The 22,854-nt window shown below is 68.4% G+C and carries 22 protein-coding genes; 9 read left to right on the top strand and 13 right to left on the bottom strand.

The features are described from left to right. Nucleotides 1-141 precede the first annotated feature (141 nt). The gene (locus LDO14_RS03175) at nucleotides 142-1,890 is read left to right on the top strand and encodes a pyruvate dehydrogenase (protein WP_223993725.1); all 1,749 of its coding nucleotides are present in this window, start codon (nucleotides 142-144) and stop codon (nucleotides 1,888-1,890) included. A gap of 112 nt (nucleotides 1,891-2,002) precedes the next feature. On the opposite strand, the gene LDO14_RS03180 is transcribed toward LDO14_RS03175, so the two are convergent. Genes LDO14_RS03180 through LDO14_RS03195 form a run of 4 tightly spaced genes read right to left on the bottom strand, consistent with a single transcriptional unit; the run spans nucleotide 2,003 to nucleotide 4,928 of the window. After that, nucleotides 2,003-2,860, bottom strand: coding sequence for a hydroxymethylpyrimidine/phosphomethylpyrimidine kinase (locus LDO14_RS03180; protein ID WP_223993727.1), 858 nt, complete (start codon nucleotides 2,858-2,860; stop codon nucleotides 2,003-2,005). Beyond that, nucleotides 2,841-3,341, bottom strand: a complete 501-nt coding sequence (locus tag LDO14_RS03185; protein ID WP_223993729.1) for a hypothetical protein — start codon at nucleotides 3,339-3,341, stop codon at nucleotides 2,841-2,843. Before LDO14_RS03185 ends, LDO14_RS03180 begins: the two co-directional genes overlap by 20 nt. Next, nucleotides 3,338-4,249, bottom strand: coding sequence for a TIGR01777 family oxidoreductase (locus LDO14_RS03190; RefSeq protein WP_223993740.1), 912 nt, complete (start codon nucleotides 4,247-4,249; stop codon nucleotides 3,338-3,340). The genes LDO14_RS03185 and LDO14_RS03190 overlap by 4 nt, the downstream gene beginning before the upstream one ends. A 22-nt stretch (nucleotides 4,250-4,271) precedes the next feature. Then, complete coding sequence (locus LDO14_RS03195) at nucleotides 4,272-4,928, bottom strand: TetR family transcriptional regulator (protein ID WP_223993742.1); 657 nt, start codon at nucleotides 4,926-4,928, stop codon at nucleotides 4,272-4,274. Nucleotides 4,929-5,124: 196 nt separating this feature from the next. On the opposite strand from LDO14_RS03195, the gene LDO14_RS03200 reads away from it, so the two are divergent. Further along, nucleotides 5,125-5,886: a queuosine precursor transporter gene (locus LDO14_RS03200; RefSeq protein ID WP_018770821.1), complete on the top strand. Its 762-nt coding sequence runs from the start codon at nucleotides 5,125-5,127 to the stop codon at nucleotides 5,884-5,886. A gap of 122 nt (nucleotides 5,887-6,008) precedes the next feature. Here LDO14_RS03200 and LDO14_RS03205 read toward each other — a convergent pair whose 3' ends face one another. The 7 genes from LDO14_RS03205 to LDO14_RS03235 form a co-directional block, all read right to left on the bottom strand. Beyond that, nucleotides 6,009-6,947 carry a type IV toxin-antitoxin system AbiEi family antitoxin domain-containing protein gene (locus tag LDO14_RS03205; protein WP_223993744.1) on the bottom strand — a complete coding sequence of 313 codons (939 nt, stop codon included), beginning with the start codon at nucleotides 6,945-6,947 and terminating at the stop codon, nucleotides 6,009-6,011. 163 nt (nucleotides 6,948-7,110) lie between these two features. Next, nucleotides 7,111-7,860: a dienelactone hydrolase family protein gene (locus LDO14_RS03210; RefSeq protein ID WP_223993746.1), complete on the bottom strand. Its 750-nt coding sequence runs from the start codon at nucleotides 7,858-7,860 to the stop codon at nucleotides 7,111-7,113. Between the two features lie 22 nt (nucleotides 7,861-7,882). Beyond that, nucleotides 7,883-9,178 (bottom strand): tRNA guanosine(34) transglycosylase Tgt, encoded by a 1,296-nt coding sequence (gene tgt, locus LDO14_RS03215; protein ID WP_134165148.1) that lies wholly within the window; start codon nucleotides 9,176-9,178, stop codon nucleotides 7,883-7,885. A gap of 51 nt (nucleotides 9,179-9,229) precedes the next feature. After that, nucleotides 9,230-9,958 carry an SRPBCC domain-containing protein gene (locus LDO14_RS03220; RefSeq protein ID WP_223993748.1) on the bottom strand — a complete coding sequence of 243 codons (729 nt, stop codon included), beginning with the start codon at nucleotides 9,956-9,958 and terminating at the stop codon, nucleotides 9,230-9,232. A gap of 72 nt (nucleotides 9,959-10,030) precedes the next feature. Then, nucleotides 10,031-11,026 (bottom strand): DUF6707 family protein, encoded by a 996-nt coding sequence (locus LDO14_RS03225; RefSeq protein ID WP_018770826.1) that lies wholly within the window; start codon nucleotides 11,024-11,026, stop codon nucleotides 10,031-10,033. Between the two features lie 88 nt (nucleotides 11,027-11,114). Further along, on the bottom strand, nucleotides 11,115-11,654 hold the full coding sequence (locus tag LDO14_RS03230) for an NUDIX hydrolase family protein (protein WP_018770827.1): 540 nt from the start codon (nucleotides 11,652-11,654) through the stop codon (nucleotides 11,115-11,117). A gap of 9 nt (nucleotides 11,655-11,663) precedes the next feature. Continuing rightward, on the bottom strand, nucleotides 11,664-12,422 hold the full coding sequence (locus tag LDO14_RS03235) for a VOC family protein (protein ID WP_223993756.1): 759 nt from the start codon (nucleotides 12,420-12,422) through the stop codon (nucleotides 11,664-11,666). 125 nt (nucleotides 12,423-12,547) lie between these two features. Here LDO14_RS03235 and LDO14_RS03240 point away from each other — a divergent pair, with 125 nt between their 5' ends. After that, nucleotides 12,548-13,156: a YdeI/OmpD-associated family protein gene (locus tag LDO14_RS03240; protein ID WP_223993758.1), complete on the top strand. Its 609-nt coding sequence runs from the start codon at nucleotides 12,548-12,550 to the stop codon at nucleotides 13,154-13,156. Between the two features lie 125 nt (nucleotides 13,157-13,281). After that, entirely contained in the window at nucleotides 13,282-14,922 is a 1,641-nt protein-coding gene (locus tag LDO14_RS03245) for a glycoside hydrolase family 32 protein (protein ID WP_223993760.1), read from the top strand. On the opposite strand, the gene LDO14_RS03250 is transcribed toward LDO14_RS03245, so the two are convergent. Further along, complete coding sequence (locus LDO14_RS03250; RefSeq protein ID WP_223993762.1) at nucleotides 14,919-16,205, bottom strand: glycoside hydrolase family 76 protein; 1,287 nt, start codon at nucleotides 16,203-16,205, stop codon at nucleotides 14,919-14,921. The genes LDO14_RS03245 and LDO14_RS03250 overlap by 4 nt on opposite strands. Nucleotides 16,206-16,329: 124 nt before the next feature. Here LDO14_RS03250 and LDO14_RS03255 point away from each other — a divergent pair, with 124 nt between their 5' ends. Together LDO14_RS03255 and LDO14_RS03260 are read left to right on the top strand one after the other, a co-directional pair. Then, on the top strand, nucleotides 16,330-17,124 hold the full coding sequence (locus LDO14_RS03255) for an SDR family NAD(P)-dependent oxidoreductase (protein WP_018770832.1): 795 nt from the start codon (nucleotides 16,330-16,332) through the stop codon (nucleotides 17,122-17,124). Then, nucleotides 17,121-18,326 (top strand): acyl-CoA dehydrogenase family protein, encoded by a 1,206-nt coding sequence (locus tag LDO14_RS03260; protein WP_018770833.1) that lies wholly within the window; start codon nucleotides 17,121-17,123, stop codon nucleotides 18,324-18,326. The genes LDO14_RS03255 and LDO14_RS03260 overlap by 4 nt, the downstream gene beginning before the upstream one ends. On the opposite strand, the gene LDO14_RS03265 is transcribed toward LDO14_RS03260, so the two are convergent. Then, on the bottom strand, nucleotides 18,323-19,195 hold the full coding sequence (locus LDO14_RS03265) for a DUF1684 domain-containing protein (protein WP_223993764.1): 873 nt from the start codon (nucleotides 19,193-19,195) through the stop codon (nucleotides 18,323-18,325). The genes LDO14_RS03260 and LDO14_RS03265 overlap by 4 nt on opposite strands. Here LDO14_RS03265 and LDO14_RS21555 point away from each other — a divergent pair. The 3 genes from LDO14_RS21555 to ppc all read left to right on the top strand — a co-directional run bounded on the left by LDO14_RS21555 (nucleotide 19,194) and on the right by ppc (nucleotide 22,788). Beyond that, nucleotides 19,194-19,319, top strand: coding sequence for a hypothetical protein (locus LDO14_RS21555; RefSeq protein ID WP_263422042.1), 126 nt, complete (start codon nucleotides 19,194-19,196; stop codon nucleotides 19,317-19,319). The two genes, LDO14_RS03265 and LDO14_RS21555, sit on opposite strands and share 2 nt — an antisense overlap. Before the next feature lie 8 nt (nucleotides 19,320-19,327). Next, a complete protein-coding gene (locus LDO14_RS03270) occupies nucleotides 19,328-19,867 on the top strand; it encodes a hypothetical protein (protein ID WP_018770836.1) in 540 nt (179 codons plus the stop codon). A 113-nt stretch (nucleotides 19,868-19,980) separates the two neighbouring features. Continuing rightward, nucleotides 19,981-22,788, top strand: a complete 2,808-nt coding sequence (gene ppc / locus LDO14_RS03275) for a phosphoenolpyruvate carboxylase (protein ID WP_144601233.1) — start codon at nucleotides 19,981-19,983, stop codon at nucleotides 22,786-22,788. Nucleotides 22,789-22,854 lie beyond the last annotated feature (66 nt).

A 22,854-nucleotide genomic window follows, 5' to 3' on the forward strand; every position in this document is an offset into this window, starting at 1 on the left:
CAGCTCCCCAAGGAGGCGTACGACGGCGGCTGCCAGGCCGCCGTCGTACGCCTCCTCTGCATGCCCGTCAGGTGCCAGCCCAGGTGGGCGGACTATATTGGGCCATGTCAGCCACCACCACAAACGCGGGAGTCTGCACCCATGGCCAAGGAACTTGCCACCCAGCTCATCGAACAACTCCAGGCTGCCGGCGTGCAGCGGATCTACGGGATTGTGGGTGACAGCCTCAACCCGATCGTGGACGCCGTCCGCCAGACGGGTGGCGCCGCGAAGGGCGGCATCGACTGGATCCACGTCCGCCATGAGGAAGCGGCCGCCTTTGCCGCGGCTGCAGAGGCGCAACTCACCGGCAAGCTCGCGGTCTGTGCCGGATCCTGCGGCCCCGGGAACCTGCACCTGATCAACGGCCTCTACGACGCCAACCGGTCCGGCGCGCCGGTGCTGGCCATCGCCTCGCACATTCCCAGCAAGCAGATAGGCAGCAGCTTCTTCCAGGAGACCCACCCGGACCGGCTGTTCAACGAGTGCTCGGTGTATTCGGAGCTGGTCAGCACCGCGGAGCAGGCGCCCCGCGTGATGCACAGCGCCATCCAGCACGCGCTGGGACTCGGCGGAGTCGCCGTCGTGACCCTTCCCGGCGACATCGCAGGACTGGAAGCCGCAGGCCCCACGCCGCTTCCCGCCACGTTCCGGCCGGCCAGCCTGGTCCCGGACCCGGCCAGCGTCCAGGCCCTCGCGGACGCCATCAACGACGCCGGGAAGGTGGCCATTTTCGCCGGTGCCGGCGTGGAAGGCGCCCACAGCGAGCTGATGGCGCTCGCCGAACTGGCCAAGGCGCCGGTGGGGCACTCGCTCCGCGGCAAGGACTTTGTCCAGTACAACAACCCGTTCGATATCGGCATGACCGGTTTGCTGGGCTACGGTGCCGCTGCGGAGGGGATCGAGGACGCGGACCTGCTGATCCTCCTCGGCACGGATTTCCCGTATGACCAGTTCCTGCCCGACACCAGGACCGCGCAGGTGGACCGGGCGGCGCACCGGCTGGGCCGCCGGACGGACGTGGACATCGCCGTCCACGGCGACGTGCTCCCCACCCTGCGCGCCCTGCTGCCGCTGGTGAAGGCGAAGAAGAGCCGCCGGTTCCTGGACCAGATGCTTAAGAAGCACGACCGGCTGATGAACAAGGCGGTGGGCGCCTACACCCGCAAGGTGGAGAAGAAGCAGCCCATCCACCCGGAGTACGCGGCCTCGCTGCTGGACCAGGTGGCGGCGGAGGACGCCATTTTCACGGCCGATACCGGCATGTGCAACGTCTGGACCGCGCGCTACATCAACCCGCTGGGCACCCGCCGGCTGATCGGGTCCTTCCTCCACGGCTCCATGGCCAACGCCCTCCCGCATGCCATCGGGGCCCAGCTGGCCAACCCGGGCCGCCAGGTCATCTCGGTTTCGGGTGACGGCGGGCTGTCCATGCTGCTGGGCGAGCTGATCACCGCGGCCGCGTACAAGCTGCCGGTCAACGTGGTGCTGTTCAACAACTCCACCCTGGGCATGGTCAAGCTGGAGATGCTGGTGGACGGGCTGCCCGACTTCGGCGTGGACGTGCCGGACGCCAACTATGCGGCCGTGGCCAAAGCCCTGGGCTTCCATGCCGTGCGGGTGACCGATCCTGCGCAGATCGAGTCGGCGTACCGGGAGGCCTTCGCCCACCCGGGCCCGTCACTGGTGGAGCTGATCACCGATCCCAAGGCGCTGTCCATCCCGCCCAAGATTTCCGGCTCGCAGGTGATCGGATTCGCCACCGCCATGTCCAAGGTGGTCCTGAACCGCGGGGCGGGCGAGGCCGTGAGCATGGCCCGCAGCAACCTGCGCAACATCCCCCGGCGCTAGCCACACGTCGAGCTCGCCGGGAACTGCCGGGTTCGCCGGGAACTGCCGGGTTCGCCGCAAATTCCCGGCGATCTCGAGGGTTTCCGGCGAACCCGGCGCGGGGAGATCGGTTCTACCGGGCGCCGCCCTGCCAGAGGGCGTCGAACGGGGCGCCGGAGGCAACACGGTTGCGGATGCCGGCGGTGACGAAGTCCTTTGCGGTCCGTGCAGCCTCCAGCGGGCCGGCGCCCTTGGCCAGCTCCGCGGTCACGGCCGCGGCGAGTGAGCAGCCGGCACCGGAGACGGCAACTTCGCCCACCTTCGGGGCGGTGAGGACTTCCAGGGTTTCGCCGTCGTAGAAGACGTCGACGGCGTCCGGGCCTTCCAGCCGAACCCCGCCCTTGGCAAGAACTGCCGCGCCGCTGAGTTCGTGGATGCGGACGGCGGCGGCCTTCAACGACTCGATGTCGGTGATTTCCAGGCCGGACAGGGACTCCGCCTCGAAGTGGTTGGGCGTGACGAACGTTGCCAGCGGCAGGATCTGCGCCTTCAGGGCCTGGTCCGTGTCCAGCGCGTGCCCGGGCTCCTGGCCCTTGCAGATCAGCACCGGATCCAGGACCACGTTGGCGAAGCTGTTCTCCTGCAGGGCAGACGCCACCGTGCTGATGGTCGCGGGGCTGCCCAGCATGCCGATCTTCACGGTGTCCAGGGCGGAAGGGGCGCCCGACGCCGGACCGTACGCCGCCGTCGTCGCCTCCAGTTGGTCGGCAATCACCTGTTGGTCCACCGGCACGAAGCGGTGGTTCCAGCTGTCCTTGGGGTCGAAGGACACGATGCAGGTCAGGTTGGCGATGCCGAAGACGCCCAGTTCCTGGAAGGTCTTCAGGTCCGCCTGCGCGCCGGCGCCGCCGGTGGCTTCGGAGCCGGCGATAGTGAGGACGACGGCGGGGCCGGCGGCGGACAGCGTTGCGTCAGGGGTAGCGGAAGTCATGCACCCATCCTGCCACCCGCCGTCGGACGCATTCCATGTGGTGCCGTACAGGGCGCCGGGACGTCATATGGTCAGGGTTCCAGCGGTGGGCCGGGCTTCTGCGCAGCCACGGGTCCCGCGCGGGCGCGTCATGGATTGTGACGAGGCCGGACACAGCTGCCCGCCCCAGCGCCGCGCAGCACCCCGTCCACAGGACCATGCCCCGCATCGCGGACCAGTGGCTGCCTGTGATGAACATGAGCGTAAGCATCCCGGTTGCCAGCCCTGCCACGCCGACGGCCAGGACGTGCAGCAGCTGGTTGCGGACGGTCCGCATGCAAATCCCGGCAGCCAGCGCCAGGGGCATTCCCAGAAGCAGTGCGGCGAGCGTTCCGTAGAGATAGCCGGGGAAGCCCAGGGGGAACCCGAAGACCAGGACCGTAAGGCCCGCGCCGGGAAGGAACGCGCCAGGACCGAAGGTGACGCGGAGCGGGCGGCTCATTCCCGGCCCTTGGCGATCTGCAGCAGTGCCCGGCCCAGCTCCGGCTGGCTGTAGACGAAGCCCGCGTCGAGGAGTTTCTGCGGCTGGACCCACCTGCTTTTGAGCACAAGCTCGGTTTCGGTGCGGATCAGGACGGCCCCTGCACGGAGGAGCCACGCAGGGGTGGGGAGCCCGAAGCGGGCGCCGTAGGCGCGCCGCACCAGGCGCATCATTTCCCGGTTGCTCACCACGTCCGGCGACGCCACATTAACGGGTCCGGTGACGTCGGTCCGCATATGCAGGAAGCGGATGCTGCGGTACAGGTCCTCCACGTGGATCCAGCTGAACTTCTGCCTGCCGTCGCCCATGTGGCCGCCCAGGCCCAGCCGCGCCAGGTTCTTGAACGGCGCCAGCGCGCCGCCGCCGCGGCCCAGCACGATGGCAATCCGCAGCGGGATCTTCCGGGTGGCCGGCGTGGTGGCCGCCGCGAGGGCGGCCTCCCACGCTTTGGCTACGTCCACGGAGAACCCGGAGCCAAGCTCGCCGTCTGTTTCAGGCTGGGGGCGGTCCCTGGCATCGCGGTAGATGGTGCCGGTGCTGGCATTCAACCAGGTCGACGGCGGCTCCGGGCATTGTGCGATGGCACGCCCGAGCGCCTGGGTGGTGGCCACGCGCGAGTCCATGATGATCGTCTTGTTCCGCCGGTTGTAGCGGCAGGAGACGGACCGTCCGGCGAGGTTCACCACCAGCCCGGCGCCGTTGAGCACCCGGGCCATGCCGGCGTCGTCATCCCATCCGGCTGCGGCGCTGCCCGTTCCCTTGCGTCCAATGGTGCGCACGGTCCATCCGTCTTCCTGGAAGCGCCGGCGAAGGTACGTGCCGATGAAGCCGGAAGCCCCCGCCACCACAACGGTCTTTGTGCAGCCCATCTTTTCCCCCAATGTTTCTTCTCTAATCGCGGATGCTGCGGCCCAGGTCCAGGACGTCGTCCAACACCTTGCTGACTCCCGGGATGCGGGCCAGAGCGAGACCGCGGGCAATGAGTGGGGCCGCGCCGTCCACCAGCCTCCTGGTCCGCCTCTGGCTCTCCGAGGCGTCATAGACCCAGAAGAGGGTGATGCCCATGTAGCAGAGCCACAGCAGCTCCGGCAGGTCGGTCCGCAGTTTCTTCGGTACGCCGGGCCGGGCCCCATCCACAGTGCGCCTGAAGATGTCCAGGGAGGCCTCGCGCGCAGGCGTGGACCGTGCTGAGAAGGGGTTCACCGGTGATGTTGGCCGGATTGCGGTGGAAACGAAGTCCGCACCGAACCGGTGGTAAGGGGCCATGACGTCAAGGCCGGCATGCAGCGTGGCCTTCAGGCGCTCAGCCAGGGAAGCGGTCCCGTCCAACGCTTCCGAGGCCCGCGCCGCGTGCTCTGCCTGCACCTGGATGTACAGCTCGTGGACCAGGTCATCCTTGGACGCGAAGTAGTAATAGGCGTTGCCGACGGAGACGCCTGCCCCGGCGGCGATGGCGCGCATGGTGGTCTTCTCGAACCCGATATCTCGGAACATGCGCAGCGCCGTGTCCGCCACCAGCTGCCTGGTCTGTTCGCTCTTCGCTGCCATCGGCATCCCCATTCTTTGAACATGTTCAAAAGCAGTGTGCCACAATAGTTGAACATGTTCAAAAACTGTCGGGGCTAATCAACCCTTCTCCTTGGGGAGCTTTGCCACGCGGCCCGGTGCGAGAATGGCACGAGTGCTAATACAACCGGCCGCCCAGTACGGCAGGCCGGCCAACCACTCCTGAACGGATCCCTCGATGACCTCCGCCCCCGGCCACAGTGCCCTGCCCCAAACCGTCCAACCCACTGCCGCAGGTCCCGCCGCCAGATTCGCGGACATCGGTTCGCCCTACTTCGGGATCATGCTGGCAGCCATGGCAGTGGTGCTGATCCTGTCAAACATCGGAGCGTCCAAGGGGGTGGCATTCGGCCCCATCGTCACCGACGGCGGCTTCTTCCTCTTCCCGCTGGCTTACATCCTCGGCGACGTGATCAGTGAGGTCTACGGCTTCAAGGTGGCCCGCAAAGCCATTTTCACCACATTTGCGCTGTCCGTCTTCGCTTCCCTCTGCTACTGGGTAGTCATTGCGCTCCCCGGATTCGACGACGAGTACGGTGCCGCCAAGCAGTCCGCCCTGGAAGGGGCGCTTGGCCCCGTGCCACAAATCGTCCTGGCCTCCCTGCTGGCATTCCTGGCGGGGCAGACCATCAATTCCTGGATCCTGGTCCGGATGAAGGCCCGCACCGGGGAGAAGTCCCTATGGGCGCGGCTCATGGGATCCTCGGGCGCCGGGGAGTTTGTGGACACGCTGATCTTCTGCAGCATCGCCGCACCCGTCATCGGCATCGCCGACCCCGGCAGCTTCGTGAACTACGTGCTGGTGGGTTTCGTCTACAAGACCGTGGTGGAGTTCCTCTTCGTCCCCGTGACCTCGCTGGTCATCAACTGGGTCAAGCGTCGCGAGCCCAGTTACGGCGTCGCGGGCCACGCCGCGGAAGCGGTGACAAACGCCGCATAGCTGCCGCCCGGCGTCGTACGTTCCAACTGCTGATCGCGTGGGATCGCCGGAAAGCTGCCGGATCGCCGGAAATTACCGGCGGCCTGGTCCCGTTCCGGCGATTTGGCGCTCCGGCGGCGTGGCTAGGGCCGGAGCGCAGCAAGGACACGGGCTTTGAACTCATGTTCACGGAAAAGGTCGGCCCATGTCAGGCGAAGGAAGGTCCAGCCATTCTCGGTGAGGGCCTTCTCCCGCTGCCGCTCCTGAAACAGCACCTCAGCCGTTGGCCCGTAGTCGAAGTACTTCGTTTTCCCGTCGAATTCGAGTGCCACCTTCTTATCCTTCCAGGCGAAATCCAGCCGGTACCGGCCAGCACGTGTTGCCACCAACACTTGAGGCTCCGGCAGGGGAAGTCTCAGCCGCGTCAGGAGTTCGCGGGTTAGTGTTTCACCAGCTGACTCCGAACGTGGATCGGCGTGGGTAAGGGCGCGCCGGAGGGTCCGGACCCCGCGGCGTCTCTCCAGGCCCTCGGCCATGCTTTCCAGGAGGGCTTTGTCGGCCCCAAGCCGGAGGGCGTGATCGGTGAGCACCAGGGCCTGCCGGTAACCCAGCATCATGGCGCAATCCACTACCGTCCGCTCCAGCGAGGTCGCCCTGAGGCCGCCGAGGGTTACCACCTCCGACGCTGTCCACGGCCGGGTATGGCCCCGGACATCCTTGCCGAGCCGCTCGCTGGAAGGGTTCCCCGGCAGCAGAAGGTGGATCGTGTCATCGACTGCCCACAAGTGCAGACCGTGCAGCCGGGCGGCAGAGGTATGGCTGTACACATAGCCGCCCGCAGACCTGGTCAGCGTCCCGTGCGCGTGGGCGCGAATCAACTGCTTGCTGCGGACGGGACTTGTCTGCTTCTCCCACAGCTCAGCGCGGATGTAGCAGCCGTGGCGAAGACGTACCAGCTTCCCGTGGAGGACCAATGCCTTGATGGCCCGGGAATTGAGGCCCCTCTCGTGCAACTGCCCCGTCCGCCACAGGTTGCCGGTGCTCGGAAGGGAGGGGAGGCGGACTGGCGGCTGGGGTGTCATCCCGACAGGATCCTGCCGCTGCGACAGCTCAGGAAGGCGCCGCCGTCGTCATGTGGAAAACCTGCCAGGACCGTCCTGTCTCCCGGGGTCGCCGGAACCCGTCCGGCTCGCCGCAACGTTCCGGCGATCCGGCAGCTTTCCGGCGAGTTCGACGGCGGCCGGGTCAGCCCTTCAGTGTCCCGTCCAGGAGGGCACGCAGCTCACGGAAATGGCGTTCGGTGGCATCAGGGTGGAAGGCCGACGTGTCCGCCATCGTGTACCCGTGGGGCGCCCCTTCATAGATGACGTTGGACGCCTCGAGCCCCGCAGTCTGGAGCGCCTTGCCCAGCCGGGCGACGGCGTCGGGAGCCATGCTCCGGTCATGGTCCGCGTGGCCGAACACGAACCGGGCCCGCGCCTTCCCGAGCCCAAGGTGCGGGCTGTCCGGCTCGTCAGTGGCCAGTCCGCCGGCGTGGAAGCCGCCGCAGGCAGCCACCACTTCAGGGTGGGAGGTGGCGGTGCGCACAGCCAGCCGGGCGCCCATGCAGTAGCCCACGGTGCCGATGGGGCCGGGGGCGACGCCGTCCAGTGCCGCCAGCGCCGAAATCCACGCGTCGATGTCCGGCAGCGCCTTGTCAGGAGTCAGGCGGCCAATCCGCGGGAAGGCGGCCCTGCCCGCCGCTTCCCGGCCTTGCTGGGTGGTCATGTCCGTGGCGGGGGCGAGTTCGGCGGCCGTTCCGTCCCGGTAGAAAACGTTGGGGGCCAGCACCACGTAGCCCCAGTCGGCGATGCGCTGGGCCATCTCCTGGATGCGGGGGCGCAGGCCGAAGGCGTCCATGTAAAGGATGACGCCGGGAAAAGGACCGGTTCCGGTGGACGGGCGGGCCACCAAGGCCTCTGCAGTACCTTCCGCGGCAGGGATATCAATGAGCATCCGGCCAGCCTAGCGGACGTGCCTAGGAGTAATACCGGCCCAGGGTTTCCGCCTTGAAATCGAAGAAGGTGCCGGACTCGATGGCCAGCCGGGCGTCATCCACCATCTTCACCACGAACCGCTCGTTGTGGATGGAGATCAGGGTGGCGGACAGCATCTCCTTGGCCTTGAACAGGTGGTGGATGTACGCCCGCGAGTAGTTGGCGCAGGCGTAGCAGTCGCAGCCTTCCTGCAGCGGCCCGAAATCGCGCTTGTACTTGGCGCCCGAGAGATTGAACCGGCCGTCCGGGGTGTAGAACGCGGAATTCCGGGCCACCCGGGTGGGGGAGACGCAGTCGAAGGTGTCGGCACCGTTTTCGATGGCCGTGAAAATGTCATCCGGCTCGGAGATCCCCAGCAGGTGGCGTGGCTTGTCCTCCGGCAGTTCCTCGTTGCACCACCGCACGATGGTGCCCAGGTTCTCCTTCTCCAACGCCCCGCCGATCCCGAACCCGTCGAACGGCATGGCACCCAGGTCCCGGCAGGCCTTCCGGCGAAGGTCCTCGTACTGGGCGCCCTGGATCACGCCGAACAGTGCCTGGTACGGCTTGCCGGCCCGTGCCTCCGTGAGGCGGAAGTGCTCCTCGAGGCACCGCTCCGCCCACAGGCGCGTGCGCTCCAGCGACTCCTCCTGGTAACCGCGTGAGTTCTGCAGCGTGGTGAGCTCGTCGAACGCGAACATGATGTCCGCCCCGATCTGGTGCTGGACCTGCATGGAGATCTCGGGGGAGAACCGGTGGCGGTCCCCGTTGAGGTGGCTCTTGAACCAGACGCCATCGTCGTCGATATGGGCCAGGCGTTCCTTGCCGGGGGCCACGGCATCGTCCGGTCCGGGCGCGCCCGCGGCGGCCACAGTCTTCATGTCGATGACCTTCTTGAACCCGGAGCCCAGGCTCATCACCTGGAATCCGCCGGAGTCCGTGAAGGTGGGGCCCGGCCAGTTCATGAAGGCACCCAGGCCGCCGGCCTCGTCCAGGATGTCCGGCCCCGGCTGCAGGTACAGGTGGTAGGCGTTGGCCAGCAGCGCCTGGGCGCCCAGGTCTGCCATGGATTCCGGCAGTACGGACTTCACCGTGGCTTTGGTCCCGACGGCGATGAACGCCGGCGTCTGGATTTCACCGTGCGGCGTGGTGATGGTGCCGGTGCGGCCCAGGAACTCCCCGCCGTTTTCAGCCGTCCGGGCGGCAGCGGACGGACAGGTCTCCGCCAGGCGGGTGCCCACCGTGAAGGAAAACTGTGACCGGGTATCAGGCAGGGCAAAGGCGGGATCGGCAGGCACGGTACCAGTGTGCCAGCAATTGGCGCTGCCTCAATAAACCAGCCGGCGCCGTCAGCTGACTGGTTCCGAGTCCGGGTAGTTCCTGGAGCGCCACGAATCCCAGGCGGACCGGATGGCGTCAACCTTGCCGGCGCCCAGGTCGTAGGTGGAGGCGATGACCAGCGACCCTTCACCCTCTGCCCGGACGTCCTTGATGGCGGGATGGTCGGCCACCACCAGCAGCCCCTCGCCATGCTCTGCGTAGCCGTGCACGGTGAGTCCCACCTGGTGGCTGGTCCGGTACCAGACCTTGCCGCTGATTTCCTCTCCGGTATCCAAGGTGATTTGGTACGGCTCGCCCGGGGCAGGGAGGTCGGCCAGCCCCAGTTTCTCGATCGCGGAGCCCTTCCCCTCTGTCAGGTGCAGGAACAGGGTGTGCCGCTTGCCGTGCGGGTGGCGTTCCAGGGCAAAGCGGAGCTGCTGCAGGAAGGTCAGCCAGCCCTGGGTGATGTCCTCGTCCCAGGCAGCCCACTCGGAGTCGTGATCCATGGCCCCGCGGGTGACGCTGACCCGGGTTCCGCCGGCCACCGGGTGAAGCTCGAACGTGTCCCCGCCGTGGACGGTGAGGCTGGTATGGTCCGCGGATTCCTCCACGTCGCTGGAAAAGTAGATCTCCTTGATCTCGGACTCCAGGTCCTCGGCCTGCCAGCCGTGCCACTGGGCTACCTTGGACGGTTCACGCAGCATGGTCCAGACCTGCGGCGCGTCGGCGTTGATCACTACGCTGAGATTGTTGGTCATAGCCCCGAATGTACAACTCCGGCTACGCCCCGGGTAGGGGTAATTTCCCCCGCCCCGAAGCCGGTCCTGCGGTCAGGACCGGACAGCCTCCAGCTCATTGCTGATCCGGCGTTCCAGCTCGGGCATCCCGATGGTTTCCGAGCCGCCGTGGGCCCGCAGGAACAGCAGGCTTTCCAGCCGCAGCAACCGCCATTCACGCTCGGCATCGTGGTTGGAGTTGTCGATGGAGCGGAAGATTTCCTTGTCGTACAGGTTGGGTTCGTTGAGTGAGCGCTGCCGCACCTTGGCGGCCATGCGTGCCTTGAACGCATCCGTTTCCTGGTTTTCCGGGGTGCGGATCAGCTTCTCATAGACCTCGGCGCGTTCGTCCTGGCCGTCCTGCCGGCAGATGTAGCTGGCCAGGGCGAGGGAGGCCTCCACCGAGGTCCACCGGCCGGGGTTCCCGTCATAGGGCAGCACGGTGAGGAGGTCAGCCACGGCCAGAGCCCCGTCGGCATCCTTGAGCGTGATGAACAATTCGTGCGCCAGGTCGGTAAGGTCCTTCAGGCAGCTTCCGGACTTGAAGTTGACGCCCTTGGAGAGCCGGTCGGCCAGGAGCAGGACGCCCTCGGCATCCGGGTGGGCCTCGGCGGCGGCTTCCACCACGGACTCAGGGGTGCCGGCCGGAGCCGGGATGAGGGCGAGTTCCTCCTCGCTGGGTCCGGTCGCCGCGGGCGGTACCGGCGGCAGGGGAGGTACGACGACGGCGGGCGCCACGGTGATGGGCCCGGTCCCGGCGGTTTCCACCGGGGGTGTGGCTTCCGGGAGGTCAGCCGGCAGCGGCAGCTGGGTGACGTCGTCGTGCGTTCCGTCCACAACGGTGACGGTGGCACCTATGGCGACCCGCAGCGTCCCGCCGCCGGAGAGGCTTGCCAGCACCAGTGCCGGGGAGCCGAAATCGTCCCGCTCAAGCTCCACCTGGTCGATTTCGGCGGTGCGGTGGCCGTCCGGAAGGAGGATGTGGGTGCCGGTGGTCAGAGATCCAGCCTGCTGTTCACGGTGGTGCCTGGCGGCTGGTGATTCGGTCATGGGAGTCCTTAAGTTCTCTTGCGGTCCGCCCTACAGTCTACAAAGGCGGGCGCCTAAAACCGGGGACCCCCAGGTCCCGGCGCGGATGTCAGAAGCCCACACCTGCGAACGCCAGGGCCTGCCGGATGAGGCCGCCGCGGCCTCCTGCGAACTCCATCTGGACGCCAGGGCTGAGGACTTCCTCGGGGGTCATCCATGTCAGTTCCAGGGCGTCCTGGCGGGGTTCGCACTCGCCCGTGACCGGGATGATGTAGGCCAGGGACACGGCGTGTTGCCGCTCGTCGGTGAACCCCGTCTGGGACGGTGCCGGGAAGTATTCGGCCACCGTGAACGGCACGGGGCTGAGCGGCAGCTGCGGAAACGCCAGGGGGCCCAGGTCCTTCTCCATGTGCCGCAGCAGGGCGGCGCGGATGGTTTCGCGGTAGATGACCCGGCCGGAGACCAGGGACCGCACCATGGTCCCGTCGGCGTCGGCCTGCAGCAGCGTGCCCACCTCGTTGACGTACCCCAGCGGATCCAGCCTGACCGGCACGGCCTCCACGTACACCATGGGCAGCCGCCCGCGGGCCTCAAAGAGGTCTTCTTCAGAGAGCCAGCCGGGATTCGGGTCAGGTGTGCGCACGTTCATGGTTAAGTTCTACCCCATGGGGCGGTGCTGGGAGATCCAGAGCGTGGCGGGCGCGTTGGGGCTGCCCACGTCCGGATTGGCCACGTGAAGGGTGCTCCCAAAGGCTTCCTCGGTCAGGCTGGCCGAGAAACCGGCACCGGCGAGGCGCTCCCGCAACGGTTCCAGCCCGCCGTCGTATTCGAAGCCCAGGCCTGAGCGCGGGGGCCCCGACGCCGGGCGCACCAGGAGGACGCCGCCGTTCTTGGCCGTGAAATCGGCGGTTTCGTCGTTGTCCGGCACCGGCCGGGGACGCGCGCCGGCGTGCAGCAGGGTGCGGATGGCTGCCTCCGGGTCCGGGGTGTACCAGACGCCGGCGACGGCCAGTGCGGGATCGGCATCGGCGCACTGGGCGCCGTGGACGGCCTTGTCCGCCAGGAAGCTGAATCCGTCCGGCGCGGTGACCCGGCAGGCCTCACCGTGGTCCGTTGCGACGAGTTCGGCCGGCTGCGTTGGTTCCTCTTGCGTTCCGTCCGCCTGCGGTCCGCCCTCCTGGGCGGACAGGTTGGTGCGGCGGGCGAACTCCGCCACGTCGCCCACTTCCACCCCAAACACGGTGCGGCCGTCCTGGCCGGACCCTGCCTCGGCGCCGTGCAAAGCCAGGCGGCCTGACGCGGAGTCGAAGACCTGCCACCCGCCGTCGTCCTCTGTCTGGACCATTCCCAGGGCGGTGAGGAACTGCTTCCAGGGCTCGATGCGGGACGTGAAGTGGACGGGACGGACTCGGAGCATGGCATTGTCCTTGATGCTGGTTGACGGGCGGCCGTGGGTGACGGCTGCTGTATGGCCATGATGCCACCGGAAGCGCCGGCGCACACAGGGCTTGTGGCCTGGGATTCTCCGGGCAGAATGGGGCCATGGCCGATGACCTCGAGGAACTGCTGGTACCTGACGCTGCCGCCTGGCGTGCATGGCTGGAAGAAAACCACAGGACCAGCCCGGGAGTGTGGCTGGTCCTGCACAAGAAGGGCGGCACGGTAACCGGCCTGGACTACCCGGCGGCGCTGGACGAGGCACTCTGCTTTGGCTGGATCGACGGGCAGCTGCGGCGCCGGGATGATGAAAGCTCCTTCCAGCGGATGACGCCGCGGCGTCCGCGGAGCGTCTGGTCCGCCCGGAACGTGGGGCATGTTGCGCGCCTGGAAGAGGAGGGGAAAATGACCGACGCCGGCAGGGCAGCGGTGGAGGCGGCCAAGGCGGACGGCCGCTGGGACGCAGCGTACGGCGGGCAGGCCGACGTGGAGGTTCCGGCAGACCTGGCTGCCGCGATTGCCGCGAATCCGGCGGCCCAGGCGATGTTCGACGTCCTCACTAAAACCAACCTGTTCGCCCTGGTGTACCGGACCAATTCGGCCAAGCAGGCAGCCACCCGGGAACGCCGGATCGCGGGGTTCGTGGAGATGCTGGCCCGGGGCGAAACCCCGTTTCCGCAGAAGAAGCGCCCTGCCGGCCAGGACCGGCAATAGTTCATGACGCTCCGGGATTCGGTTCCCGGGCGCCGGGCCGGTAAAATTGACGGTTCACTTGCGCTGGTGCCGTTCCCCGAACCCGGGGGACGGCACTTGTGCGTTCAGCGACGGATCGACACAACATGCCATCCACCTTTTTCAGAACCGCGTTTGCAGCCCTTCGGCGGCGGCCCCTCCTGTGGTCCGTGGTGGCCGCGGTTGCAGCCCTGGCCCTGGCCGGTTCGCTGGTGCTCGTGGGAAATGCCCAGCGTGACGACAGCCGGCCGGCCGGGCAGCCCACGGCCGCACCCACGGAATCTTCTCCGGCTCAGGATCCCGGCTACCGCCCCGCCTACCACCTCAGCCCGGACCAGCGCTGGATGAACGATCCCCAGCGGCCCTTCCTCCTGGACGGCGTCTGGCACTATTACTACCTCTACAACGCTGACTACCCGGACGGAAACGGCACCGAGTGGTTCCACGCCACCAGCACGGACCTGGTGCACTGGAAGAACGAGGGCGTGGCCATCCAGAAGTTCCGCAATGGCCTGGGCGACATCGAGACCGGATCCGCGGTGGTGGACACCGAGGGGACGGCCGGGTTCGGCAAGGGGGCGGTGGTCGCCGTCCTCACCCAGCAGCACGACGGCGTCCAGCGCCAGTCCCTGTTCTACTCCACGGACAAGGGCTACAGCTTCCAAAGCTACGGGCAAAACCCCGTGATGGAGAACCCCGGCGCCGAGCACTGGCGGGATCCGCGCATCGTCCGGGACGACGCCAACAACCAGTGGCTGATGCTGCTTGCCGAGGGTTCCAAGATCGGCTTCTACACCTCGAAGGACCTGTTGCAATGGACCTATGTGTCGGGTTTCCAGAAGGACGGGCTGGGCATCCTGGAGTGCCCGGACTTCTTCCAAATGGATGTCGACGGCGACCCCGCCAAGCGCACCTGGGTCCTGGCGGCGAGCGCCAACGGCTCCGCCGAGGGCCGCAGCACGGGGCTGGCCTACTGGACCGGCGGCTTTGACGGCAAGGCCTTCACCCCCGAGGGCAGCCATCAGTGGCTCGACGGCGGCCCGGACTTCTACGCGGCCGTCACCTGGGAGGATCCGCGCCTGGACGACGGCCGGCGGACGGCCTCCCGGCACGCCATCGGCTGGATGAACAACTGGGCCTACGCCCGGCAGCTGCCCACAAAGGACTGGCAGGGGGCCGCCTCGGTGGTGCGGGACATCAGCCTCACCTCCGAGGGCGGCCGCCCGGTGCTGGCGTCATCGCCCACCGCCGGGCTCCGGTCGCTGGAGGGGGACCCGGCGCACCTGCAGGCCGGCAGCATCGGGGACGGGCAGCCGCTGCCGGTTCCCGAGGGCGGCGCCTTCAAGGTCGACGTCGAACTGGAGAAACCCGGGAACGGGACCGGTGAAGCCCGGCTGCTCCTGCAAAGCGGCGGGAGCACCTACGCCACCATTGGCTACGACTTCACTGCCGGGCGGGCCTATGTGGCCCGCGACGGTGACACGGTGGCAGGCGGCCAACGGAAGGCCGCCGACCCGGCAGCCGACACCGAGTACCGGCAGCCGCGTTCCGTCCAGGTCCGGCCCACGGGGGACACGGTGCACCTCACGGCATACGTGGACCGCTCATCGATCGAGGTCTTCGTCGGCGGGCAGTCCCTGACCTCCCTGGTGTTTCCGCCCGCGGGCCCCAGGGAGGCCCGCCTGGCGGCCGACGGCGGGGTGCTGCTTGGGGCCGGCACCGTCACGCCCCTGGCCGGCATCCGTTAGCCAGCGGTTGGCGCGCTGCCGTCGGGACTTGCCGCGGCAACTGCCGCGGCAGCCTCCAGCGTCATCCACGCCTGCAGCTGCGTGGAAAGCTCGACGGCGGCGCCCGGGGGATACGCCTCAGCGGCCGGGTGGGCGGCATGGATGGAGAAGATGCTGGTGCCTTCAAGCCGTGCCCTGGCCTCCCCGGCGCCGACGGAGCGCCGGCCGGACCAGAACGCCTCCGCGGTGTCCGTCACCAGCCGGGCAGCCGTGGCACGGGTGGCTGCGGGCAGCCGGGTGTCGGCTGCCGCGAGCGCCAGGTAGCGGCAGAGGATCCCGGTGAAGAGGCCGCCGTCGCCCGTTCCTTCGCACCGGAGCACTGGGCTGTCCACGGCGGTGAGCTTCATGTTTACCGCGTCCACCAGGGCTGCCGCCCGTGCGAGGTTGGCGTCGCCGCCCAGTTCCAGGAGGGCCCCCAGCACGGGACCCTGGTTGTAGGTGTACACGGCGCGTTCGACCACCACGCCGCCGGCGGGGTCCGGGCGCACACCGTCCAGGTACAGGCCCTGGTCCCGGTCGAAGAGGGTGGCGTCCAGCCAGTCCAGCAGCGCCTGCGCCTTGCCGCGCTGCCCGGTGCGGGCGTAGAACAACGCCACGGGGGCCGTGGCAGGGGTGTTCTTGAAGTCCCGCTTCTTGCTCCAGAACGTGCCGCCGCCCAGGTCATCGGTGCATGCGGCGTCGAACTGCAGCGTCAGCGATGCGCGGACCGTGGCGTTGCGGCGGCGGCCGGGGCGCCGTGTCTCCTCAGCCAGCCCGTCCAGCCTCAGCGTTGCCAGCGCCAGCCACGCCATGTCGTCGTAGTAGCTGTTCACGAAGGTCAGGGCGTTGCGCAGCCTGATGCCGGTGACCAGGCGCGAGGCCAGGCGTCCGGCGCTGGGCCGGTCCGGGCCGTTGAACCGGGCCGCGGGGGTGGCTCCGCCGCCCAGCTCCCGCCAGCCGGTATCCACCAGGCAGTCCACGTAATGGGCCTGCCACCAGTAGTGCCACGGGAGGACCAGGCCCGCGGCCGGCCGGACGCGCCGGAGCGCCGCGAGCCACCGTCCCAGCCGCCGGACGCCGGGCTCCTGTCCCTGCCCTGCCGCAGGCTGGTCCTGCCCCGCCGGGTGCTTGCCCTGCCACAGCACGGCGCCCAGGTGGGTTCCGGGCAGCAACAGCAGTTTCCGGCCGAACAGCGCGGTCACCGACCGGGCCGCGTGGTTCGCCCTGTCCTGCCAGGCGGTCAAGGAGGTGCTGCTGGAGGTCATGCCGTCCACCCTAACGGGGCACACGCAGCCCGGGCGCGTGCGGCGGTGGCGCATTTCAGTTAACATTCATTAACTGTTGCTCGAGGCCGCGCCGCGGCATGGGGACACGCATCAAGGAGGATGTATGGACATCAAGGGCTGCGTCGCACTGGTGACAGGCGGTGCCTCCGGGCTGGGAGCTGCCACGGCGCGGAGGTTGTTCGACGGCGGGGCCTCCGTAGTGCTCGTTGACCTCCCGTCTTCCAACGGGCAGGCAGCCGCGGACGAACTCAACGGCCGGGCCGAAGCCGGCCAGTCCGCCGTCTTCGCCCCCGCTGACGTGACCAGCGAGGCGGACGTGCGGGCCGCCGTCGGGACCGCCGCAGGGATGGGCCCGCTCCGGATCGTGGTGAACTGCGCCGGGATCGCCACCCCCGGAAAGGTCCTGGGACGCGACGGCGTGCTGCCGCTGGAAACGTTCAGCCGTGTCATCCAGGTGAACCTGATCGGCACCTTCAACGTCCTGCGGCTGGCGGCCGAGGCGATGGTGGCCACCGAGCCCGCCGTCACCGCGCTGGGCGGCCCGGAGCGCGGCGTCATCATCAACACCGCCTCCGTGGCGGCCTTTGAAGGGCAGATCGGCCAGCCTGCATATTCCGCGTCCAAGGGGGCGGTGGCCGCCATGACGCTGCCCATCGCGCGGGAGCTGGCGCGCTCGCTGGTCCGCGTGGTCACCATTGCGCCGGGAATCTTCGAGACCCCCATGATGGCCGGCCTGCCCCGGGAGGCCCAGGACTCGCTGGGCGCCCAGGTTCCGCACCCGTCCCGGCTGGGCAAGCCGGCGGAGTACGCCAACCTGGTGGCGCACATCGTGGACAACGCCATGCTGAACGGCGAAACCATCCGCCTTGACGGTGCCATCCGGATGGGGCCGAAATGAGCGCGCCTGACGTGTCACAGCTGCCCGCGGCGGACTTCTTCGCCGTCGAATCCCTGCTGGGCCAGGCCGAGAGGAACAAGCTGGCCGAGCTGCGGGACTTTCTGGCCGCCGAGGTGGCGCCGTACGCCGGGGACTGGTGGAACAAGGCCGAGTTCCCCGCCCACATCCTGCCCAAGCTGGCTGCGCTGGAACTGAGCACGCCCGCCCACCGCGGCTACAGCCACCTGTTCGCCGGGCTGGTCATTGCGGAGATGACCCGGGTGGACACCTCCATCGCCACCTTCTTCCTGGTCCACCACGATCTCTTCGTTGAGTCCCTGCACACCTTCGGCAGCGAGGACCAGAAGCAGCGGCTGCTGGCTGACGCCTCGGAGCTGCGCACCACGGGCGCCTTCGCCCTCACCGAACCCCTGCACGGGTCCGACGTGGCGGGCGGCATGGAGACGCGGGCACGGCGGATATCGTCCAGCACCGGGGAGCCGGACGGCGGCGGCGACACCTGGGTGCTCAACGGCGCCAAGCGGTGGATCGGCAACGGGACATTCTGCGACTACATGCTGGTGTGGGCACGGGACGAGGGGGACGGTTCCGTGCGGGGCTTCGTCGTGGACGCCACCCTGCCGGGGGTAAGCCGGAGCAGGATCGAGAACAAGATCGCGCTGCGCACTGTCCAGAACGCGGACATCGTGTTCCGGGAGGTCCGGGTACCGGAGGCGGACCGCTTCAGCGGGATCAGCAGCTTCGAGGACACCAAGGAACTGCTGCGCAGCTCGCGGATCATGGTGGCCTGGCAGACGGTGGGCCAGCAGCTGGCGGCGTTCGACGTCGCCCGGCAGTACGCCGTGGAACGCGAGCAGTTCGGCCGCCCGCTGGCACACTTCCAGCTGATCCAGCAGCAGCTGGTGACCATGCTGGGCAACGCCGTGGCCAGCATGGCCATGATGGCCGGGATCGCCAGGCTGCAGGACCAGGGTGCTGCAGACATGCCGCAGGTGGCGCTGGCCAAGTCCTACCTGAGTGCCAGGATGCGGGAAACCGTGGCGCTGGGCCGTTCCATCCTGGGCGGAAACGGCATCGTCACCGATTACCGGATGGCCAAGATCTTCGCCGACGCCGAGGCCATCTACACCTACGAGGGATCGTTCGAGGTGAACACCCTGATCGTGGGCCGGGCCATCACCGGGATCTCCGCCATCTCCTAGGCAGGGTACGGCTGCTTCTCGCCTGCCTCCACCCGGATGTCCAGGCTGTTGTTCCTCACCGGCATGGGGCAGGTGCCGTAGGGCGTGAAGGCGCTGGGGTAGTTGATGGCCCGGTTGAAGTCCAGCACCACGGTCGTCCTGCCCGAGGCATCGTGCCGGGGCCTGGGCATGGAGAGTTTCCGCCATTCGTCGGTGGTGTCGCCGTTGGTCTCGTCATGGAACGTGACGGTCAGGGCGCCGAGCTTCTCTTCCTCCGCCTGGAGCCGGAACTCATGGTTGCTGCCGGGCAGCCTGAACACCACTTCCCCCACGCTGCGGTGCACGCCGTCCACCAGGGGGTTCGCGGTGCTGATCGGCACGTCCACCGGGGCCGGGTAGGGCTCAAACCGGCCCGCCACCTCCCAGTCCGGGTTGTACGGGTAGGTGGGGACGCCGTCAAACCCGGTGAAGGCCGGAGATGCAGAGTCCCGGGTGCGGATGGCGTACCGCCCGCCGCGCATGGCCAGTTCCACCACCACCTGGTCCCCATTGGGGCCGCCGAACTGCACCCACATCAGCGACTCCTCGTCCGCCAGGACGGCGGACACCGTGCCGTCCACCTTTTCCCCCGTCTCCACCAGCGTGAGCCCGTCCGGCGGAGCAGCGGTGAGGAACGCCGCGGTGCCTCCGGGGTCCGTGGACCACAGGCCCGGGGCCAGGTCGACGGCGGCGGGGGCGTCTTCGAGCCACTGGAACGAGGTGAGGGTGAGCCAGCCGTGCGGCGCTGCCAGGGCTTTGTCCCGGCTGGTGCGGAAGCGCTGCCAGCGCTCGACCTTGGCGGCGGGAATGGCGGCGGGGGCGTTAGCGGGGGTGGCTGGGGTGGTGGCCATGGTTCCTTCCGGTTGCGTTGCCCCCGCTACAACCGCAGGCATGGACGGTTCATTCCGCCGGACGGACGCCGGCAACCCGCTGGGCATCCCGGATTCCAGCTGCACGGTGGTCCGCCGGGGTTGAATGGAGGGGTGGACATCCTTGCCGGAGTGAATCGGGAGTGGCTGGCGGCGCTTACGTGGCTGGCGGCGCTGGTTGCCGGTGCCATGGTGCTGGCATGGCGACGCAGGCGGGCCGACCTCGCCGCGCTCGCCGCCGTCGTCGTCTTCATGGCAGCCAATGTTGGCGCCGGCATCTACGTCCTGAACCACCTGGCGGACGGGCGCTGGGGCGGGGACGCGCAAGCCAAGCTCGTTCCGCCGCCGCTTTCCGGGACCCCGGTGGTGGGCCGGTTCCTGGAGCCGCTTGACGGGGCCCTGGCGGGCATGGCCGGCGGGGTCAACGACTTCATCGACTTCCGCGCTGCGCTGCCTGTGGCCCTGGACTTCTTCGCAGCCGCCGGCTGGGCCCTGGCCGTTTCGGTGCCGGTGGGGCTGGCGGCCGCCGCCGTTCAGGCGGGGAGGGCCCGCCGTCGTAAGGCTGACGATGCCGCCTGGCGCAGCGAGGTGGAGCAGCTCCGCGTGGAACTGGACGCCGTGAAGCGCCATGTGGGGTACCGCGACATCTTTTGAGACGGATTCCACTGCTGCACCGCACCGGGGGTAGCATCTTTAGCTAGTAACGTGGCTCACAGTATCCAGCGCAGTGTACGAGCCAAGTCCATAACCCTCGAAAGATTGCTTCAATGGCACACACTGCAACAGCGCCCGAAACAGATCTCGCCTCCGAACTGCGCGCGGACGTCCGCCGCGTTTCCACCCTTCTGGGGGAATCGCTGGTCCGCCAGCACGGACCCGAACTCCTGGACCTGGTGGAGCAGGTCCGGCTCCTGACCAAGGAATCCAAGGAAGCAGCCCGCGGCGGTGCACATGCCACCGGCCCCTGGAGCGCGCACGACGTCGTTGCCCAGGTCCGTGAACTGCTCGGATCCCTGCCCATCGAGCAGGCAACCGACCTGGTGCGCGCCTTCGCGTTCTACTTCCACCTGGCCAACGCCGCCGAGCAGGTCCACCGCGTTCGCGGCCTGCGGACCCGGGCCGAGAAGGACGGCTGGCTGGCCAAGACCGTGGCGGAGATCGCCACCCAGGCCGGCCCCGGGGTGCTGCAGGAAGTGGTCAACGGGCTGGACGTGCGCCCCATTTTCACGGCGCACCCCACCGAGGCCTCCCGCCGCTCCGTCCTGGACAAGATCCGCAAGCTCTCCGACGTCCTGGCCCAGCCCACCGCCGAAGGGTCCACCGCACGCCGCCGGCAGGACCGGAAGCTGGCCGAGATCATTGACCAGATGTGGCAGACCGACGAGCTGCGCCAGGTTCGGCCCACCCCTGTGGATGAGGCCCGGAACGCCATCTACTACCTGGGCGGCATCCTCACCGATGCCATGCCGGAGATGCTGTCCGAGCTCTCCGAGCTCCTGGGCGAACACGGCGTCACCCTGGCGTCCAAGGACGCCCCCATCCGGTTCGGCTCCTGGATCGGCGGCGACCGCGACGGCAACCCGAATGTCACCGCCGCCGTGACCCGCGAAATCCTGCAGATCCAGAACCAGAGCGCCATCCGGATCAGCATCGGCATGATCGATGAGCTGATTTCCATCCTGTCCAACTCCACGGCACTGGCAGGCGCGGACGAGGCATTGCTGAAGTCCATCGATGAGGACCTGAAGAAGCTGCCCGGCCTGGACAAGCGGGTCCTGGAGCTGAACGCCCAGGAGCCGTACCGGCTGAAACTCACCTGCATCAAGGCCAAGCTCATCAACACCGGCAAGCGGGTGGCCGCAAACTCCAACCACGAGCACGGCCGCGACTACAACGCAACCGATGAACTCATGGCGGACCTGCAGCTGCTGGAACTGTCGCTGCGCAACCATTCCGCCGCCCTGGCCGCGGACGGGTCCCTGGCCCGCGTCCGCCGCGCCATCGCCTCCTTCGGCCTGCACCTGGCCACCCTGGACATCCGCGAACACGCGGACCACCACCACGACGCCGTGGGGCAGCTGATGGACCGGATCGGCGGCCCGGGGCTCCGCTACGCCGAACTGAGCCGCGAGGAACGCTTCGAGGTCCTGGGCTCCGAGCTGGCCTCCCGCCGCCCGCTGTCCGGCCACCCGATCAAGCTCGACGGCGCCGCGGACGGAACCTATGACGTCTTCCGCGAGATCCGCCGGGCCCTGCGCATGTACGGCCCGGACGTCATCGAGACCTACATCATCTCCATGACCCGCGGCGCCGACGACGTCCTGGCCGCCGCCGTGCTGGCCCGCGAAGCCGGCCTGGTGAACCTTTTTGGCGACAAGCCCTACGCCAAGCTCGGCTTCGCGCCGCTGCTGGAGACCGTCGAGGAGCTGCGCGCCTCGGCCGAGATCGTGGACCAGCTGCTGTCCGACCCCTCCTACCGCGAACTGGTGCGGCTGCGCGGGGACATCCAGGAAGTGATGCTGGGCTACTCGGACTCCAACAAGGAATCCGGCGTGATGACCAGCCAGTGGGAGATCCACAAGACCCAGCGAAAACTGCGCGACGTGGCCGCCAAGCACGGGGTGCGCGTCCGCCTGTTCCACGGCCGCGGCGGCTCCGTGGGCCGCGGCGGCGGGCCCACCTACGACGCCATCCTTGCCCAGCCGAACGGCGTCCTGGAAGGCGAAATCAAGTTCACCGAGCAGGGCGAAGTCATCTCCGACAAGTACTCCCTGCCGGAACTCGCCCGGGAAAACCTGGAGCTGTCCCTCGCCGCGGTGCTGCAGGGTTCGGCCCTGCACCGCGATCCGCGGACCTCGGAGGACCAGCGCGAGCGTTACGGGCACGTCATGGAGGCCATCTCGGATGCCGCCTTCGACCGCTACCGCAAGCTGATCGACCACCCGGACCTGCCCGCCTACTTCATGGCCTCCACGCCCGTGGAGCAGCTGGGTTCCCTCAACATCGGCTCCCGCCCCTCCAAGCGCCCCGACTCCGGCGCCGGACTCGGCGGCCTGCGCGCCATCCCCTGGGTGTTCGGCTGGACCCAGTCGCGCCAGATCGTGCCCGGCTGGTTCGGCGTCGGTTCCGGACTGAAGGCGGCCCGTGAGGCCGGACATTCCGCCCAGCTGGTGGAGATGATGGACCACTGGCACTTCTTCCGCTCGGTGCTGTCCAACGTGGAAATGACGCTCGCCAAAACGGACATGGACATCGCCGGCTACTACGTGGCCACCCTGGTCCCGGAGGAGCTGCACCACCTGTTCCGGAGCATCCGGGACGAGTATGAGCTCACCGTTGCCGAGGTCCGGAAGCTGACCGGCGAGAACCTGCTCCTGGACGCGCAGCCCACGCTGAAGCGCTCGCTGGAAATCCGCGACCAGTACCTGGACCCCATCAGCTACCTGCAGGTGGAACTCCTGCGCCGCATCCGTACCGAAGCCGGGATCAGCGGAGCGGAAATCGACGAACGCCTCCAGCGGGCCATGCTGATCACCGTCAACGGCGTGGCGGCGGGCCTCCGCAACACCGGCTAGGCACACGCCCGCTCACGTTTGGCGGCTTTCCATGGAACGCCCGCCCACCTCCCGCCCGGAAGGTGG

The sequence above is a fragment of the Arthrobacter sp. NicSoilB11 genome (assembly GCF_019977375.1).
Taxonomy (GTDB): Bacteria; Actinomycetota; Actinomycetes; order Actinomycetales; family Micrococcaceae; genus Arthrobacter.